Raw genomic sequence first — 18,451 nt, forward strand, 5'->3', positions numbered from 1 at the left:
CGTAATCTGCGTGTTCGTGGATGAATCCGGAACTCGTCGCAGCGTGGTGGAGCCAAGGTCGGCGGAGGAGCTTGGTGCCGCCGGGCTGGCTGAGGTCTTCCAGTTGCACCGTCGCCGCGGCGAGCGGGGCGGCCTGTCGGAGCGTGACTACTTCTTCGACACCCTCGCCGAGTACCAGTGGGCACGCGACGCGGCGGGCCTGATGCCGGAAACGGTCGACAAGCTCGTAAAGCCTGTGATCGAGATCTGTGAGTACCTGGATCTGGCGCCGTGGCGCCTGCAGCCGCGAGACCTCGACCGCTACTTCGCCGGACCGGGCAAGCGGGCCCGCTCCACCGTTCGCACCAAGATCAACCTTATTGACGGGTACTTCGCGTTCCTCGAACAGCGGTACGCGGGTGAGATCAGCCGTCGTTTCGGTGTGGTCGTGGAGTCCCCGATCGATCCGTTCAACCGGCCACGCCACCGGGGTGACTTCGGTCTGCGGGTGCCGCCGTCGCAGCAGGCCATGCGGGAGTTCTTCGCTGCGTGGCGGCGTGCTCTGCCGCTGGCACGCAAGGAGGCGGTCGCGTGCCGCGACTACGTCATGGCGAAGATCGCCTACTTGTCGGGCGTGCGAGCGGCCGAACTGTGCGGCGTGTGTATGCGCGATGTGCACTGGGAGTCGGGCCAGTGGGGCCGGTTCCTCGTCCACGGCAAGGGAGCTCGTGGGTCGGGGCCACGGCAGCGCGAGGCGTTCTTGTTCGAGCAGGGACGGGAGCTGCTGTGGTGGTACGTGGAGGAGATGCGCGGGTTGTTCCGGGACGATCCTGAGCATCCGTCTGCGCCGTTGTTTCCGTCCGAGCGCTTGCCCGTGGCGGTCGCGGCGCTGAACATGCCAGTCGCGCCGAAGATGGTGCCCTCGACGTTCAGGCGGGCGCTGCGGGCTGCCTCGGTGGCGCATCTCCCGGGTCCGGTAGAGGAGTTGTTTCCTCATCTGCTGCGTCACGCGTGCGCGACGCACAACTATGAGCGGGGGATGTCCCTGTGGGAGGTGCAGCGGTTGCTGGGCCACTGGTGGAGTACGACCACGGTCCGGTACCTCCTGACCGCGCAGGGGGATCCGGAGCAGGCGGCGCGGCGGGCTTCGGCCGAGCGGGCCGGGCAGCGGCTGGTGGCGGACACAGGGAGCCTTCGGTGAAGTGGAATCTGCGCTGGGTGGCGGCGCGGCAGGACATCTGGCGGCCGACGGACTTGCTGGCGGCGTTCCGGCGGGTGGGCTTCAATCCGTCGTTGAGCAAGGTGTCCGCTTTGTGGGGCGGCACACCGGTGACTGTGCGGCTGGAGGACCTGGACCTGATCTGCCAGGCGCTGGGATGCACCGTGGCCGATCTCCTGGAAGCCGAACCGGCCGCGACCGCAGCTGATGAAGAAGGTGAGACCCAGGCGGTCGCAAGTGGCGAAAGGGTCCCTGGCCCGGTGCGGCCGGTGCCGCGACACGACGGCCCGCGACGCCTGCAGCCCCCGAACTAAGCCGCGCGATGGAGCGGATGAGGCAGTGCGAGGACTGCCTGGCGGTGGCTCCGGGACAGCCCCGACGCAGCTGGCGGTGCAGCGGGTGCCAGCTGTGGGACCGCCAGTACGCGCAGCGCGGGATGTGCCCCCGGTGCCGGTACCCGCAGCACCTGGGCGAGGACGGGGTGTGCCGCGGGTGCGTGCTGGCGGTGCGCACCGAACGGGCGACGGACACCGTGCTCAGCTTTCCGGCTCCGACGCAGCTCCGGCTGCTATTTCCCGGTGTGGCGGATCAGGCCCGGCGCCTTGGCCGGCCGTTCACTGCTCGGCCCGCAGAGTCCCGACGATGTGTGCTGCCTGCGGCGATGCCCGGCCAACAGGTCCTGTTCCCGGTGCTCCGCCAGCTCGGAGCGCCGGACCTGGTCGACATCGCCGAGAGGCGTTGGCCAGAGGAGGAGGCGTTGAAGCAGTACACGTTGCTGCTGGCGCGGCAGCGCGGACTGGGCCGGGAGTGGTGCAGTCAGGTGAGGCGGCGGCTGCGTCTTGCCCTGGCCGTGCGGGATACCGAGGGTGAGAGGAAGGTCTCGCGCGAGATCCTCGACCAGGGCCGCGGGATGCAGTTCGGTGCGGCTGCCGCACAGGAGGTCTTGGAGCGCGCGGACCTGTGGCGGGGGCCGACGCAGGTGACCGACCAGATGCGTCCGCACCGGCGCGGAGTGCCCGCCGGCATCGTGACAGGCTGCGCGCACTGCGGCAGCTGGGGCATCACCACCCGCCTGTGCAACGCTTGCTCAGGCTGGCACTACGGTGGACACCGCCCGAGGGGCCGGTGCGCACGCTGCGCACGCGACGATCTTCCCGTACATGCAAAGTCGAGCCTGTGCCGGGGATGTCTGGCGTTCGTGCGGAACGAGCGTCAGCCGTCCGCGGCCTTCACTCAGCTCACCTTCGCCGGACCTCTTGCCCACCAACTGGTGGGCAAAGGAGCACAGCCGCACGCGTCGCCTGCCGAGGTACACGACGACGACCTCGCCTCACTGTCCGCCTGTGATCCCGCCATCCCCGGGCAGAGCACCCTGCTGACAGTTCCGCGTGACTGGAGGGCCGTCCACGCTGTGCCACACCGCCTGCTGCCCCCACTCAGCGCCGAGGCAAGGGCACTGCTGGAACAGTTCGCTGTCTGCCTTCCCGCCACAGCAGGCGGGCAGCCGAACCACGCCCATTCCATCCAGCTGCTGCACCGCCTCCTGGCCTACACGGGCGTGGAGGAGCCTGTCTCCGAGCGAGACGTGCGCGCACTCGCGGCGCTGGAGCCAAGCGTCTCTCTGCACCGGATCGTGTTCTTCCTGCATGAGCGCGGACTGCTCACACCCGACCACCAGCGCACGACAGCCGCCAGCCCGTCACTGGCCCGCCTGGACACCGGCCGCGCAGACGCCTGGCACCGTCAGGCCATCGAAGCCAAGCTCCGACAGCTCCCCGACGCCATGGCCGACCAGATGCGAACCTGGGTAGCTGTCCGTCGCGGAGAGGGCCGCCGCCCCCACCCGCCCGCCGACTACACACGCATCCGCCGCGACCTGAACGTCGTTCTTCCTGTCCTGACCCTCTGGAGCCAGGACGGGCTGGACCTGCGGGAGGTCACCACCGCGCACGTGACCTCCGCCCTCAGCGACCGGCAGGGGCACCAGGCCCGCGGCGTCCACCACGTCCTGCTCAGTGTCTTCCGGGCCCTCAAACAGGAACGCACTGTCTTCACCAACCCGCTCGCCGGGCTCTCCCTCACCACACCCGTACGACTTCCCGAACCACTGCCCAGCGACCGGCTCCGCGGCCTGCTGGACCGGGTAGACAGCGCGATGGGACGTCTGGCCGTCGGCCTGGTCGCCGTCCACGCCATCAAGGTCACCGACATCGCTCAACTGCCCATGAACGCGCCCGACCTTGCCCACGCAACCCTCACGGTCGACTTGCGCGGCCAGTTGCACACGGTCTATCTCGACACGCTGACCCACCGCCTCCTGGACGAGTGGCTTCAGGAACGACATGACCAGTGGCCCGCATCGCCCAACCCGCACCTGCTGGTGACGACGCACTCGGCGCACCACCCCGCCCTACCGCCCGTCAGCTACTGCGCACTGCGCCGCGCGTTCGATCGCACCGGAATCACCCCGCGCCAGATGTGGAGCGACCGCGTACTGGACGAGGCCCGGCAGACCGCCGACCCGGTACATCTGGTGCACCTGTTCGGCATCCATCCCGGCACCGCCGTCCGCTACGTCCACACCGCGCACCCCGACAAGGCGCTGCCCCGGATCCGCTAAGCCGGGCGGCGCTGTCCAGCCCGTCTGCAACCCCACGCCCTGACCGCCTCGCACATGGCCGGGTGGGCGCAGGCCGGCTGCCTCGGGGAGCCAGCGACAACGGGCTGATCGTTCTCCGCCGGATGGGGCTCCCGACAGTAGCTCCAGGTTCACCTGGTCGAACCAGTCCTCGTCGCCGAAATCGCCGTCGACGTGTCCTTGGACGTGGCCGGACGATGGAGGCACCCAGTCCGGCTGCTGCGGGTACGCACCGACCTGGCACCAGCGGGCGTCCCGCTGTTCGACGAGCGGGCGTAGGTGTCACGGTGGCTGCATGTGGCGGGCCAACCTGCGGCCCCAGGTCTGGCTCGGCGCTTCAATGCAACGGTAGGTCAGCAGACACAGGGGCAGCAGCACGATGAAGAACGCCACTTCGAGCGCAGGACTGTCCTGCCGCCGTCGGCCGATCGTGCTGTCGATCACCGCCAGCAGCACGGGATGCACCAGATAGACCGAGTAGCTGAACATTCCCAATCCGGTCAGCACCCGCGGTATGCGCTGGCGACGCGACGCCAGCCCGGCGCCGAACGTGAGCACAGCCAGCAGGAACGCGACGATCCAGCCGCGCCGTGTGAAGTGGCCACCGTCGCCGTACCGGTACGCACTCCCCACGCCACAGGCGACCACCAGGACGGCAGTGCCAGCGGCGTAGCGCCAGGTGGTCTGTCCGTTCTCGGCACGGTAGACGGCGGTGCCGAGGAACATCACGGCGAGGATCACCAGGCCCTCCCACACCGGAACCGTGCCGTTCAACGCGATCAGGACCAGCGCCAGCACCCCGCCCAACACACCCCCGAACACCCGGAGCACGGGTGACCTGGCGCTCGCACAGCAGATGGCGATCACCATGGCGATCGAGGCACACGCGATCAGCGAGCCGGTGCCGACCAAGCTGGACAGGGCAGAGGCTGGCAGCACTACCCCTGCCGTCACGCTCACAGCGGCAAGCACGGCCAAGATGACCGCGACCGCCGCAGACTGCCGGTGAAGGCGCACCGTGAAAAGAGCGACGACCAGCAGGTAGAAGGACATCTCGTAGGAGAGGGTCCACAGGATGAGCAGGAGATTGGGTGTCCCCAGTAACTCCTGGAGCATCATGGCGTGGGCGACAGCCACAGTGACAGCGCTCTGCTGACCGAACTCACGCATGTCCGCAATGCCCAAGAGGTTGGCGGCAAGGAACACAGTGACGACAGCTGCCCACAGCGGGTACACCCGGAAGATCCGTCCGATCCAGAACGTCCGGACGCAGCCCCGGCGTTCCAGCGACGCGGGGATGATGTAGCCGCTCACCAGGAAGAACACCATGATGCCGTAGCGGCTGGTGTTGAACTGCGGCATCAACTCCCGCCGGAAGTCCGCCATGAACGTGTACGACGAGTGGTCGAACACTACGACGAGCGCGGCGATGCCGCGCAATGCGTCCAGCCAGCCCAACCGCGACGAACCGGCCATCGTGAGGGCCGTCAGTAATCGCGATTTGAGTGAGAGTGAAGGTGTCGGTGAAGGAGGGAGGAGGGGTGGGGATTGCATGCGCAGACAGACTCCTCTTTGGTGAGATCTTGGTTGGGCCGGTCGTGGCGCGGGTGTCGACGTGGCCCGCATCGGGTGGGGGAGATCGCTAAGCCTTCGATCCTGCTGGCGCGCTTGCAGGTCGCCCTGCTGGCCGCAGACGACCAGCAGGGTTTCCCGCAGCGCTGTCCCCCGCGCCGCTCGCATCAACGAGTCCAGCGGCTATGGCGTTGTTCGGCAGTACCGTTCTGGGGGCCGAACAATGACGGGGTGCGCGAACCGTTCGGGTGTCATAGAGGTGCATGGGTTGGCTGCCCGCTCTGATGCAGGGGCAGCTGGAGGGGTGAGGGTGTGACGGGTCGTCGTGAGGTGCCGGTGGATCCGGCGGCGGGTCCGGTGCAGCGGTTTGCGTTCGAGTTACGCAAGCTGCGGGCGGAGGCTGACGGGATCACTTACCGGGCTCTGGCCCAGCGGGCGGGCTACTCGGTGACCACGCTGTCGCAGGCGGCAGCGGGCGAGCAGTTGCCGACGCTGCCGGTGGCCCTGGCCTATGCGGGGGCGTGCGGTGGAGACCTGGCGGAATGGGAGGCCCGGTGGGAGGAGGCGGTGGAGGAGTCCGCCGATGACGGCTCTCAGGACTGCGACGGATCACTCGCGCCGTACCGGGGCCTGGCACGGTTCGAGACCGGGGACAGCGCCTTGTTCTTCGGCCGGGAGCAACTCACCGCCGACCTGGTCGACCTGCTGCGGCGTCGCCGTTTCGCGGCGGTCTTCGGCCCCTCCGGCAGCGGCAAGTCCTCCCTGCTGCGGGCCGGCCTGATACCCGTCCTCCGGCAGGCTCAGGAGCCGGACCTGCGTCCGGCCGCGATCCGGATCCTCACCCCGGGCGAACGTCCCGCCCGAACCCATGCACCCCTCCTCACCCCCGCCATGCCCCGTGACGACAGCGCAGGGACGGACACGTTCGTGATCGTCGACCAGTTCGAGGAGGTCTTCACCCTCTGCCACGACGCGGCCGAGCGCACTCGTTTCATCGATCTGCTGCTGACAGCCCGGCAGGCAGACAGCCGCCTGCGGGTGCTGTTGGCGGTGCGCGGCGACTTCTACGGCCGCTGCGCCGAGCACCGCGGCCTCGCCGACGCACTGCGCGATGCCAATCTGCTGGCGGGATCGATGAGCCCGGCGGAACTGCGCGACGCCGTCGTCAAGCCGGCCACGGCCGCCGGACTGACCGTGGAACGCGCTCTGACCGCCCGGCTGGTCAAGGAGGTCACCGACGCACCGGGCGGACTGCCGCTGCTGTCCCACGCGTTGCTGGAGACCTGGCGCCGCCGCCGAGGCAAGACGCTGACCCTGGCCGGATACGAGGCGGCCGGATGTCTGGACGGCGCGATCGCCGAGACCGCCGAGATGGTCTACGGCCGGTTCACCGAACACCAGGCCGCTGCCGCCCGCCGGGTGTTGCTGCGCCTGGTCGCCCCCGGTGACGGCACCCCCGACACCCGCCGTCCCCTTGAGCACGCGGAACTGCCCACCACCGGCCGGGATGACTCCGCCCAGGTGGTGGAGGCACTCGCCGCGGCGCGGCTGCTCACCCTGGACGGCGACACGGTCGAGATGGCCCACGAGGCCCTGATCACGTCCTGGCCCCGGCTGCGCGAGTGGATCGAGGAAGACCGCGAACGCCTGCGTATGCACCGAAACCTGACCGAGGCGGCCCACGCCTGGCAGGAACTGGGCCGTGAAAAGGGCGCCATGTACCGGGGGAGCCGGCTCACCGCCGCCCAGGAACACTTCGGCGGCGCACCGCGCGAAGACCTGAACGACCTGGAGTACGCCTTCCTCCACGCGAGCCGCGACCACGAACAGAAGGGCCGCCGCCGCTACCGGCTGGTGCTCACCGCGGTCACCGCCGCCCTGTGCCTCGCCCTCATCGCCGCCGGCCTCGCCGCGGGACAGTGGCAGAGCGCGGTCACCGCCCAGCACCTTGCCCAGTCCCGGCAACTGGCCGCCCAGTCCACTGCACTGCTGGCCTCCGAACCCGACCTCGCCTCACTGCTCGCTGTCCACGCCTACCGAACCAGCCCGACCCGCGAAGCCACCGCCGCACTGTACGCGGCCGCGGCCCTACCGCTGCGCGAGCGCCTGACCGGCGGTACCAAACCCGTGGATTCCATCGCCGTGAGCCCGGACGGACGCACCGTCGCGGCCAACAGCCGAGACGGCAAGGTGCGGATCTGGAGTCTGCCCGGAGGCCGGCTCCGACACACGTTCGCCGGCTACGACAGCGGCGAAGTCGCAGCGTTCAGTCCCGACGGACGCACCCTCGCAGTCGCTGCCGTCCGTGGAGCCGACGGGATGATCGGGCTACTGGATCCCGTCGCCGGCAGGAAACTCAGAACCCTCACCGTCCCCGACGGTTCGGTACGCGGGATGGCCTTCAGCCCTGACGGTCGTACCGTGGCCGCCTCCTCCCCGAGGGCTGTACGGGTGTGGGACGTGGCCACCGGCCACAAGCGGCGCAGTTTCACCAGCCGGCTCGACGCGCAGGCCGTCGCCTTCGGCCCTGACGGACGTACCGTCACCGCCGTGAGCAATGGACGAGTGCGGGTGTGGGACGTGGCCACCGGCCGCACCCGAACCGCCCATGACAGCCAGGGCGAGGCGGTGGTCTTCAGCCCTGACGGCCGGACTTACACGAATGTCCGAACCGATGGTTCGGTGCAACTGCGGGAGACGGCCACTGGCATCGTCCGGCGCACGATCAGGGATGGTCCCATCGGGTGGAACAAGGTGGCCTTCGCCCCGGACGGGCGGACCCTCGCCATCCCGGTTCGTGAGGGCACGGTCCGACTGTGGGACACCGCCTCCGGCACGGCGCAGGCCACCGTGATCGCCGGTCACCGCGGACGCGGGGCCGTGAAATTGGCCCTCAGCGCGGACAGCCGCACCCTGGTTACCAGCAGCAACGCGGACCCCACCGTCCGCGTTCACAGCCTTGCCGCCGATCAACCGCAGACCACTCTGCGAGGCCGTGCCGGCACGTCCGTTGACGACATGGCATTCAGTTCGGACGGGCGCACGGTCGCCACGGTTCACCAAGGCCCGCCCGGCAGTGGGTCGGTACAGCTCTGGGATGTCAGAACCGGTAATCATGAAGCCACACTGGCGCTCGACACCGACCTGGCACTCCGGGGACAGCAGCTGCGTTTCCCGGTTTGGCGCCTCGGAGCTGTGGGATTCAGCCCGACAGGGCGCGCCCTGGCCGTTAGGGCCACAAAGAACGGTGTGGTGATCGAGGTCCGGGACGTCGCCACGGGCCGTCTTCTCAAAAGCCGTGCCCTGGGCGCCAGCAGGGCAGCCTTCAGTCCTGACGGGACGCGGTTCGCCATCGCCGGTGGGAAGGGATCGGTCAAAATCTGGCACCTTTCAACCGGTGCACTGCACACCGTCCACACCGGCCACGACCGATCCGTCAGACCCTTGGAGTTCACCCCGGACAGCCGCACACTTGCCGTCGTAGATATCGGGGCCAGCGGCGACGCACAGGTCACGCTGCTCGATTCCGCAACCGGCCGCACACAGCGCACCATCAAGCCGAACGGGACCCCGGTGTCCCTGGCGTTCAGCCCAGACGGGCACACCCTGGCCACCGCAGGCAGCAGCGGATTTGTGGAGACATGGGACAGACGCACCGGTCAGCCCAAAGACCGCTTCAGCGTCAACAGTGAGGTGGTGTCACTGACTTTCAGCGCCGATGGACGCACCCTGGCCACCAGCAGCACAAGAGGAGTCCAGCTGTGGGACCTCGCCACCAGCCAGACCAGAATCACCCTGCCGACCCGCCCGCTCCCAGCCGTGGCGTTCAGCCCGGACGGACAAACCCTGGCCATCGGCGCGGGCAGCTCCGTCGGGCTGTGGAAAGTCGACCTGCCCGACCCGGCCCACGCAATCCGCAACATCTGCCAGGCCATCGACACCACCCTCACGCCTCTGGAACAGTCCCGCTACCTGCACGACCAGTCCGCTGAATCCGGCTGCCGGCCAGCCGCGCGATAGGACCTCACTGCGCGGCGGGCAATGAGCCGACTGCAGACAAGGCCGGAACGGTGCGGTGGAAGCAGGTAGATGCCCCCGCTCCGGATGCCACATCGGCGCGCCGTCCGCAGGGCAGATCATCGCGCCGTCCGCAGACTTCACCTACCTCACCAGCTCGATGGCCCTCGCCCTCATTGGAATCCTGGACGTGGCCTATTGCCCTGTCCGCGAACTCGCCGCTCAACCCAGGCCAATGGCAACAGCAACGCACGGGTTCGCCTCCAGGCCCATCCGAGAACCTGCGAACCTGCGCGCTTCTGCGTTCGACGTGCTGCGCCTACGCGACACCGATCTCACCGGCCGGCAGTACCGGCGGCGCCGGGCCGCACTCGAGGGACTTTTCGCCGAACAGGAGCTGAGCGTGCCGTGGGCGCTGTGCCCGTCGACCACCGACCGGACACCGCCCGCGAATGGCTGGACTGGGCCGTCGCGGGGCTTGAGGGCCTCGTCTTCAAGAACCTCAACGGGGCCTACCGGCCCACGCGAGGTGGCAGAAGCACAAGGTCCGCCAGACCACCGAAGCCATCATCGGCGCGGTCACCGGATCACTCGCCGCGCCGGGGACCCTGCTGCTGGGACGGTACGACTACACCGGACGGCTGAATCTTGGCATAAACGGACAAACTGATCTTGTCACGAACTGTGAGGCAAAATGGAAATGTTGCCACCTATTGGACCACGGGATGAATATATATACCCTCAACTTTAAAAGGAGGTTTTTTGAGCGCAAAGCAAGTCGAGACAGAGGGCTGTTCATGTGGAGGTGGGGAAGTGTTCAGTTCTCAAGAAAGGCGAACCTTGACGAGGCGCACAATTTAATGATCTACTTGACGCGGCAACCGGTTCAATAGATTTGGGGGTCATTTTCGAAAGCTCGAATAATGGCCCTACTTCCTCTCAGACGGCGGCGTCAAATTACTCTTTGCGGGCTGTTCCGGTTGCAGCTGGAGGCACAAGCTGCAGCCCCTCCGGAAGCTTTTCGCAAAATCCCCTACGCGGGGCGGAAACTCGTCATCATTATTTCTGAAAGGTTATCATGAGGAACCTTGTTCGAGTGGCTGCCGCTCTCGCGGTCACTGCATTGGGCGTAATTATTCCGCAGCAGGCTTCGGCGAGCGAAGTTGGCGTGCAGTACGCTCTCAGAACTGAATACTCGGGTATGCAGGTACAGGCCGATAATGAGCCCGGAAATGGATCTGCCTCCTGGATCTGGGCTTATAACGGAACTGGCACGGATGACGCCTGGGCGGAGTACCAGTACTACGACGGGCGGACCGGAAAATTGTGGCCCGCACAGTGGACCTCATATTCTGCCAACTTGTCGGCGGACATCTGGAGGTTCCATGCCTGCGTCGAGCGCGACAATCACAACGGCGGCACCATCGTCTACTGCGGCGGCTGGGTCTACTTCGGGTAACGTCAATTTGCTTGCCAGCACCCCTTAAGAGAATTGACGTTCAGCAATACAGGAATGCGCAGGGTTCAGATATTGGGGATACTTTTTCCTCCGGAACTCGGCGTGACATCGTATATGAGAGAGTGTAGGGGAATGAGATCAAAGAAATCCGCCAGCGTGTTCGCCGCTATTGCGGGAATTCTGGCATTCTGTAGTGTCGCGCTTGCGCCGTCCGCTTCTGCAGCGCCGACTCTCGACTCACCGCCCTCGACCATGGCGACGGCCGGAATTTGGTGGCAAGGTTCCAAGGCCGAGGTGGACAACAACCCCGGAAACGGTGCTGCGGCATGGATATGGCTCTACTCGGCCGGAGGGGAAGGGAGCACCGTGCAGTATCGGACCTATGACGGGGCATGGGGGATCAATCTGTATACCCGAGCCGGAACTTCCACCAGTTGGAACCTTGGCCGTGATGTCTGGGCCTTCCGGCTCTGCAACCACCCTGACGCCGCTCACCAGGTTTACGACTGCAGCGGCTGGGTCTATTTCTAGGCCCGAATACATCCGACGGTCCCAGTCGTTCATTCCGTCCGGTTTCTATCGGTCGTAGCCACTCATGGACGCGTGATCAGCCCGCTGTGATTCAGACAGGCTCTCGGCTGGGGTGCCCAGCCGAGGCCCTGGAGTGGCTGCTGAGTTCGAGTCTCCCGCACTGCTGACCGAGAGGTCGCTCATCGCGGGCCAGGCGACGGTCGTACATGATCCCATCCACAATGTGCACGTCGATGCCGGGGGTGGCGGCGTCTTGGACGAGATGTTGGTGGCAGCCGCCGTAGATATTCCTGCGCTACCGGTCCGCGGATCCTTCATGCTGACCGGCATGCACCCTCGCGACAGAGAGATATGGCAGGCGATCGATCAAGGCCCCCGCACGATCGACTGGCAGGCATGGTTCGGTGCGCCCGAGGGCGCAGACTATCTATCCAGCGCAGGTCACGAAGTGACCGAACGTGCCGTGGCCGGCCTCACCGCATTCTTCGACAGCCGCTGGCTGCCCAAGGCCGTCACCCCTCCCCCTCCTCGGACCGCGCCAGCGACACGTTCGTCGGTCTGGGCCGAGCCGCGCCGGTACTACAGACCTTCACCGGAACCGAGCAGGGAGCCTGGGTGGAGGCGATCCGCTGGTGGGCCGCATACGCCTATCTGGAGAACGCCAAAGTGTCCGGCCTCACCACCGTCAAGCGCGATGCCCGCCGCGATGTCACCCTGTCCCGGTTCCTCCATACGCAGACGCAGACCCGGCTCGCGCTCCTGGGGGCGGCGCGCGGACACCAGGTAGAGCTGGAGCCGGCGAAAGCCAGCGGCGGCCCCGGCGACGTCCGCATCGGTCCCGTCTTCATCGAGGTGGTCACCTTTGCCGAGGACCAAAAGTTCCAGGACTACGAGGCGTTCCGTCAACGGTGCAGAGTGCACCTCCTCACCCTGGACAGGGACCGGGAGATCTACTGGGAAGGCGACTTCCCCGAATACCTCAACGGCCACGACTTCCAGACGTGGAAAGCGCGGACCGAGGAAGCAGCCCGGCAGTGCGCGGCCTTGGGCACGGCAGTCGACGTCCTGAGCAGGGGCGGGAGCCGACTGACGATACGCCCCGGCAAAGCTCCCCGCGGCACCACCCTGACGGGACAGACCGTGGAGAGCGACCAGGGCCAGCGCCTCTTGAGCAAGGTCCGGGGCAAGTGCGCCAAGACCGCGGGCGCTGGCACCGCCTGGATCTGGGTGGAGGACCACAGCGGCCTGTTGAACTTCCCAATGCCCTTCACCGACTTGACGCTCGCTGCCAAGACCGACGCACTGGCAGACCTGCTCGGGCCGCTCCTCGCGGACTACGTCCATGTCGCCGGGATCGTCGTGTCGAACGCTGCCCGTCGACAGTTGCCCTTGCCCAAGGACGAGGACGCCGTGCAGGCATCCGCGAGGGGGTTCCTGCGGGGGCTCCCCCTCGACCGGGTCCGCGAGACGATCGTGATCCCACGCCGGATCCTTCTGCCCGAGCAGACGAGCGTGATCGCCAGAATGTGCGATACCGAAGGTGCCTCGCTCGACTGGGTGTTGGCGAAACTCGGCATCCCCGGTGGCGTGATGTCGTTGCTGGCCGACTCTTCGCCACGGCCCGGGACGTCTCCGATGTGGACGCCGTAATCACGATGCGCATCCTGACGAACTGAGGACGATCATCCGCGCGTCCCTGCTCCATTCGGTGAGCAGATCCGCCTCCGGTCGGACTGTCAGCTCGGTCACCACGTCGATGTCGCCGTAGTGCTGCCGCACCGACGCCTGCGCGTCGGCGAGTAACTCGTAGCCGCGCAGCAGTACCAGCGGAACCCCGAGATGGCGTGCCTCGCTAGCCGCCCATCCAGCCGCGAGCAGGCTGGCGGGAGTTCCGTCGACTGTCGAGGTGACAGGACAGCGCCCAATGAAGCTCGTCACCGAGGCGGACGGTCTACCGTTCGTTAGCGGCGTGAAGAGGCGGGAAGTCGCCGCCCACATCCGCATGCTGCGGACTCGACCGTCCCGCAACTACCGAGGCCGCGCAGGACGCTCATTGACAACTATGTCCGCCTGCCAGTCCTCCACCGAGGCATCCGGGTCCAACGCAGCCCTGTTTACCTGTATGGCGGCTCGGACCTCAGGCCCGGAGGGGCGTCGGCAAGGCCGCCCGGCAGCGTGGGAAGCGCGGCCAGGAACCGCTGCGGCCCGGTGAGTGCGCGCAGGTCGGCGCCACCAGGGGTCGCGGTTTGGCCCGCGATCTCTTGATCCGTCCGTCGAGCTCTTTTTTTCTGCGACACGGTGGCTTTTCTGTCTGCCCGTGCCAATGAGAGGCGGCGCAAGCGGCGCGTTTGGCGGACGAGTCGGGGGCGGGGGCCGGGCAGCATGGCGGGGTGGCTGATCCGCTCGCGGTGAATAGGGTCTCGGCGGCCGTGGATGTACAGGACCACCACCAGCCTGGGCTGTACGTGGCCAGCGCAGGGGCCGCAACTCATGCTTCCGCAGGCAAGCACCGCCCGTTCGCGACGCGGCTTTCTGCCTGGGAGGTGACACCAGGCTAGTGCCCGTCTTTTTTGTGATCTCCCCTGTCAATGGTGCCAAAATCGTCCCACGCGTCTCCGTGGTTCCTGAAGTCGTCGCGGCCGAAGCCGCTTCCCTCTCCCTTTATGGTTTCTGAACGCAGAGCCTCGCGGAGCGGCGCGGAGCGCTTGCTTGCCTCCCCTGGGCGGGGAGGCAAGACGACATGAAGTGTGTCAGGGGTGTTGTCCCAGAACCGCAAGGTCGTTCCCTCGGGGAGATCCAGCTTCGAGCGGAATTCACTCAGAATGCTTTCGGTGTCGTTGACAAGTCGCCATCGGATCTCATCGTTTCCCATCGCCAAAGCTGCCAGTTTGAAGATTGCCTTGTTTTTGTAACGCTGGTCCTGGAATACGAGATTCTGGCACCACTGACGCAGCACAAGCTCATCATCCTTGTTCATAGCGTTTCCCGCAGAGCTGCTGCTGTTCACCTGACGGGAGTTGATTTCGAAAGAATCCGTGGTTTCTCGACTGTCGGGCATCACGAGCCTCCTGATGGGTTACTCATTCGGAGAAATCCTTCACTGATGAGCCTACGCACTAGGTCCAGTTTGTCCTCACTCGTCATCTCGCCGGGCAGTTCGCGCACCGCGAACCGTTCATGGTCGGCCACAAAGCGGAGAGCAGGTTCTAGCAGCAGAGGTCCCGCAACGAAATTGTTGGAGAACGCGATCGACGCCTCTGTCGGACCCAATCGGACCTTGCAGAGGAGGCCTGGCGATCGGAAAACAGTGGAATCTCCCGTCAGGTCCTGGATGGCATCAAGTGATCGAAAATGTCCAGGCTCGGCGACCTTGGCCTCGGTGACGAGCTTCGCACCGAGCCGCTCTTTTGCCCGCTCAGGAAGTTCATGACCGGCAAAGGCGTCCGCGAAGATTTTGAACAGCTCTGAGGTGTGCGCCGCGCCAAGGGGGTTGCTAAGGAATTTTGGTGGCAGCGCACTTCGGAACTGAACGTTATCGTCGGCCAGCACGCTGAGCGTCTCAATCATCAGGTCGAGCCAACGGTAGGCATAGACGCCTACGGTCAAATAGAGTGAGGAAGATGCGGACGTAAGAGCCTCATGCGGAAAGCCGCGCGGTAGGTAGAGGACGTCTCCAGGAGTCAATGTAAATTTGCGGAAATCGAGAAGCTCCACTTCCCCTTGCTCGTCAAGAGGAAGTGGAAGATGCCTTAGGGGATTCCCTACGTGCCATTCCTTAGTTCCGTGCAACTGCAGGATGAATACGTCATGCGTATCCATATGAGGGGCGAAGCCCTGACCGTTGCGAGGGGTCAGATAAAGGTTCGCCCCCACTGGATGGTGAAGGGCATTCTCTAGGGCGCGACACAATCCCGCCACCGCGGATTCTCGGCAATGAACTTTGTTGATGACGACCGTATATCCACTGTCATACGCTCGGTAGATATCATGGATATTGGGCATACCCTTCGCATTGAGCCGAAAATCCCTCTCTGCGAACCCCACCACCAGCTCGCCATCAGGGAACCGAACCCTCCGGGCGTGACCGTCGGTGCGATCAGAAGTCAGAAATCCGCGAGTCGTCCGCATTCGACGCCGGCCCCTGTGGACCAGGCCGGGCGGGTGGAGCCGGCCGCAAGCGCTGTGCGCGGACGCGGCGCGCATACTCCACCGTCACCGCTGCCGGGACACCCGCCAGCAGGTGAGAGCCCCACCGGGAGCACCCCCGCCCACAGCGTCGGTGAGACATACGCAGTGCCGGACGTGCCGTCCACCAACCACGCACGGACCGGTTGCGAGCGGATGTCACCCTCGACCGAGACGTCGCAGGACGTCAACGTTCCCGCGTTGACGACGGTTGTCGTAGGTACGGCAGCGGGCTTGGGTCACGGTTCCGGGTTCGCCCCACAACGCCGCCTGTATCTCTGCGGTGAAGTTCGTCAGCACGAGGTAGGCCGGAAGCAGCCCTACCAGGCAGGCCAGCGCCAGCCACCACGCGGGTCCGTCCTGCTCCGGTGCCCATCCCGAACGCCCCAACCCTCGCTCATCCCCACCCCCGGGTCGCCGACGGATCTCCATGGTGACCGCTCCGGAGCACCCGCGGAAGCATTCTGAACTTGGCGTCACATGAGGCGTCCTGGTGGGCTGCCTACAGAGGGCGCCGCCGCCGGGAGCACGGTCACTGCAGGTCGTCGACGGCTCTGACGACAAGTGCGCGAGCCTTGGTTCCGTATACCGCCATGCTGCGTAGTTCCTCGAATGCCCCCAGGTACAGGGCGATTTCGATGGGCTGGATGACACGGACCCACGCCGACAGGAGTTCGACGGAGACAAGGGTGTCGTCGTACATGTGGAACAGTTCCTGCGGCAACAGCTGCCGTTATCTTGGTCGTGCTGAGATGGAGCCCGGGGACACCGAGGGCAGGGCGCCGGCGGTCGGCAAGTAACCGAGTCGGGCGCCCATCGCGTCAAGGGCGCCGAGTTGGCGGTGAAAGACGCCCACTTCGATCAGCAGGACGCATCGGTGCCCTGGCTCGTCATCCCTTCCTCGCCAGGCCTCGGCCCGCCTCACGGTGGCGATGCGGAGCAGCGTTGCGCAGGCGCAGGAGGGCGAGGGTTCGTGCCTCAGCCTGCTGCCCTCGTCCTACGCACCCGATCTGCCGCTGTCCCGGACAAATCGAGGGCCGGCCCGTACGTCGGATGGGCCGTACGAGAAACCGGCCCTTACGAGGACGGCTGTCGACGGCATCGAGGTGGGACGCGCCAGGCGGTGCAATGCGCGCGAGACACGCACCGGGGGCACCAGCCCGCAGGGCACGGTCGCTGGCACCCATTCGGATCACATGATGCTGGGGCTTTTCCCGTATGCACTACCGCAAATGGCACGCGGCCGTGGGACGGCTGACGGTAAGCCATGTCGCTACGCGTGAAAAGCCGACGAAAAGAGTTGGCTGGCGTAGGGGACGGAAGGAAGCCATCGATGCGCTCTGCCCGCATTCTTTTTGCCGCCACCGCGACTGCTGCCGCCCTGGCGATCACCGCACCCGGTGCCCATGCCCTCTCCGCAGGTGACTGGGACAAGGACGACTCCTCGCACAGTAAGGAATGGGACCACGACAAGCCGCACGGTGGCATGCACACCGGATCCGGCGCCCTGTCCCTGAGCGACGGTGACGGATGGGCCAAGGAGCACGACAAGGAGCACGACTGGGACGGCGGTAAGCCGCACGGCGGCGTGCACACCGGAGGCGGTGCGCTGTCCCTGGTCAACGGTGACGAGTGGTCCAAGGAGCACGACAAGGAGCACGACTGGGACGGCGGTAAGCCGCACGGCGGCGTGCACACCGGAGGCGGTGCGCTGTCCCTGGTCAACGACAACGGCTGGAGCAAGGACGAGCAGAAGGAGGAGGGCTACACGCACCAGAAGCCCGAGCACCAGAAGCCGACGGGCGGGATGCACACAGGCGGAGGCGGTCTCGCGAGCAGCGGCACGAACGTGACCGGCGGGGTCATGCTGGTCGGTGCGGCGGCCGCGTTCGTTCTCTATCGACGCAAGAAGGCCGGCACGCCGGCCTAGGACGAGCCGGACGTGAGGGCCGTCCCTTCTGGATGGCGGCCCTCACGTCCGGGCACCCCTCGCCCGGCCTCCAAACCCGTCTCGCGAATTCGAAAGGTGTTCCTGGTGAAGCTCCGACCAGATCTCACCGGAACGGGTGTGTCCCGGCGTAGAGCGCGATGGGTCGCAACCATCGTCTTCTGGACATTGGTCCTGCTCGTGCTCGTGTTCGTGGTGGGCCCGGACACCTTCACCCACGATGCGACCGGTTCGTCCGCGTCTCGAAGGCCCACCCCCGCGTCCGCCACGAAGTCATCGCGCCCGACGGTCGGCGTGACGATGCCGAGATCGGCCCCCACGCGGCTGAAGATCTCGAAGATCGGGGTGAACGCGCCCTTCACTCCCTTGGCGATCGGGCCTTCCGGCGCACTCGGCGCCCCACCGGCGAACGACACCAACCTGGTGGGCTGGCATGCCGCGGGGATTTCGCCGGGCGAGCGGGGAACCGCGCTTATCGCTGGACACCTTGACACCGTCACAGCCCCTGCGGTGTTCGCCCGGCTCAATGAACTCACCGCCGGAGACAGCTTCGAGGTCATGCGTGCGGACGGCACCACTGCCGTCTTTGTTGTCGACTCCGTCGAAAGCTTCAGCAAGGACGACTTTCCGAATCGCCGCGTCTACGACGACACCCCTAAGGCACTCGCACGACTCATCACCTGCTCCGGCGCATACGACGGCGCCGCGAAGGACTACACCGAGAACCTCGTCGTCTTCGCTCACCTCGCCAAGAAGGCCTAGGCCGAGCCGTCGGCAACTGCTCTTCCCCGCGCTGCCGGCCGCCGGTGCCCTCTCGCGCCCCCGGCGGTCGCCGCTCAGTACGTTTCGCGGCTGTGGTGCAGGACCGTGGGTACACCGGCGGATTAGCTGCCTTCATCACCG

At 66.4% G+C, this 18,451-nt stretch carries 12 protein-coding genes and 1 pseudogene; 8 read left to right on the top strand and 5 right to left on the bottom strand.

The annotated features are described in order from the left end of the window. Nucleotides 1-46: 46 nt before the first annotated feature. The 3 genes from ACFYQQ_RS28510 (at nucleotide 47) to ACFYQQ_RS28520 (ending at nucleotide 3,818) form a co-directional block, all read left to right on the top strand. Nucleotides 47-1,180 carry a tyrosine-type recombinase/integrase gene (locus ACFYQQ_RS28510; protein ID WP_388905730.1) on the top strand — a complete coding sequence of 378 codons (1,134 nt, stop codon included), beginning with the start codon at nucleotides 47-49 and terminating at the stop codon, nucleotides 1,178-1,180. Continuing rightward, nucleotides 1,177-1,512 (top strand): helix-turn-helix transcriptional regulator, encoded by a 336-nt coding sequence (locus tag ACFYQQ_RS28515; RefSeq protein WP_355779035.1) that lies wholly within the window; start codon nucleotides 1,177-1,179, stop codon nucleotides 1,510-1,512. The genes ACFYQQ_RS28510 and ACFYQQ_RS28515 overlap by 4 nt, the downstream gene beginning before the upstream one ends. Nucleotides 1,513-1,694: 182 nt before the next feature. After that, a complete protein-coding gene (locus tag ACFYQQ_RS28520) occupies nucleotides 1,695-3,818 on the top strand; it encodes a hypothetical protein (RefSeq protein ID WP_356240113.1) in 2,124 nt (707 codons plus the stop codon). Nucleotides 3,819-4,118: 300 nt separating this feature from the next. Here ACFYQQ_RS28520 and ACFYQQ_RS28525 read toward each other — a convergent pair whose 3' ends face one another. Continuing rightward, nucleotides 4,119-5,312: an acyltransferase gene (locus ACFYQQ_RS28525; RefSeq protein ID WP_355779029.1), complete on the bottom strand. Its 1,194-nt coding sequence runs from the start codon at nucleotides 5,310-5,312 to the stop codon at nucleotides 4,119-4,121. A gap of 408 nt (nucleotides 5,313-5,720) precedes the next feature. On the opposite strand from ACFYQQ_RS28525, the gene ACFYQQ_RS28530 reads away from it, so the two are divergent. From ACFYQQ_RS28530 to ACFYQQ_RS28540, 3 genes are all read left to right on the top strand, one after another. Then, on the top strand, nucleotides 5,721-9,428 hold the full coding sequence (locus ACFYQQ_RS28530) for a helix-turn-helix domain-containing protein (RefSeq protein WP_388905529.1): 3,708 nt from the start codon (nucleotides 5,721-5,723) through the stop codon (nucleotides 9,426-9,428). A gap of 1,093 nt (nucleotides 9,429-10,521) precedes the next feature. Then, nucleotides 10,522-10,884, top strand: a complete 363-nt coding sequence (locus ACFYQQ_RS28535; protein ID WP_355780619.1) for a hypothetical protein — start codon at nucleotides 10,522-10,524, stop codon at nucleotides 10,882-10,884. A 1,146-nt stretch (nucleotides 10,885-12,030) separates the two neighbouring features. Further along, nucleotides 12,031-13,065: a hypothetical protein gene (locus ACFYQQ_RS28540; RefSeq protein WP_355780616.1), complete on the top strand. Its 1,035-nt coding sequence runs from the start codon at nucleotides 12,031-12,033 to the stop codon at nucleotides 13,063-13,065. On the opposite strand, the gene ACFYQQ_RS28545 is transcribed toward ACFYQQ_RS28540, so the two are convergent. From ACFYQQ_RS28545 to ACFYQQ_RS28560, 4 genes and pseudogenes are all read right to left on the bottom strand, one after another. After that, on the bottom strand, nucleotides 13,066-13,353 hold the full coding sequence (locus ACFYQQ_RS28545; RefSeq protein ID WP_355780615.1) for a hypothetical protein: 288 nt from the start codon (nucleotides 13,351-13,353) through the stop codon (nucleotides 13,066-13,068). A 616-nt stretch (nucleotides 13,354-13,969) separates the two neighbouring features. After that, nucleotides 13,970-14,473, bottom strand: a complete 504-nt coding sequence (locus ACFYQQ_RS28550; protein ID WP_355780612.1) for a hypothetical protein — start codon at nucleotides 14,471-14,473, stop codon at nucleotides 13,970-13,972. Next, the gene (locus ACFYQQ_RS28555; RefSeq protein ID WP_388905534.1) at nucleotides 14,473-15,543 is read right to left on the bottom strand and encodes a cupin domain-containing protein; all 1,071 of its coding nucleotides are present in this window, start codon (nucleotides 15,541-15,543) and stop codon (nucleotides 14,473-14,475) included. Before ACFYQQ_RS28555 ends, ACFYQQ_RS28550 begins: the two co-directional genes overlap by 1 nt. A gap of 589 nt (nucleotides 15,544-16,132) precedes the next feature. Beyond that, a pseudogene (locus ACFYQQ_RS28560) lies at nucleotides 16,133-16,489 on the bottom strand (transcriptional regulator); the annotation flags it as partial. Between the two features lie 444 nt (nucleotides 16,490-16,933). On the opposite strand from ACFYQQ_RS28560, the gene ACFYQQ_RS28565 reads away from it, so the two are divergent. Then, nucleotides 16,934-17,530, top strand: coding sequence for a hypothetical protein (locus ACFYQQ_RS28565; RefSeq protein WP_355780607.1), 597 nt, complete (start codon nucleotides 16,934-16,936; stop codon nucleotides 17,528-17,530). 105 nt (nucleotides 17,531-17,635) lie between these two features. Further along, nucleotides 17,636-18,310 carry a class F sortase gene (locus ACFYQQ_RS28570; RefSeq protein ID WP_356240131.1) on the top strand — a complete coding sequence of 225 codons (675 nt, stop codon included), beginning with the start codon at nucleotides 17,636-17,638 and terminating at the stop codon, nucleotides 18,308-18,310. Nucleotides 18,311-18,451: the final 141 nt, after the last annotated feature.

The organism is Streptomyces sp. NPDC005496 (genome assembly GCF_042872045.1).
In the GTDB taxonomy this organism is placed as follows: Bacteria; Actinomycetota; Actinomycetes; order Streptomycetales; family Streptomycetaceae; genus Streptomyces.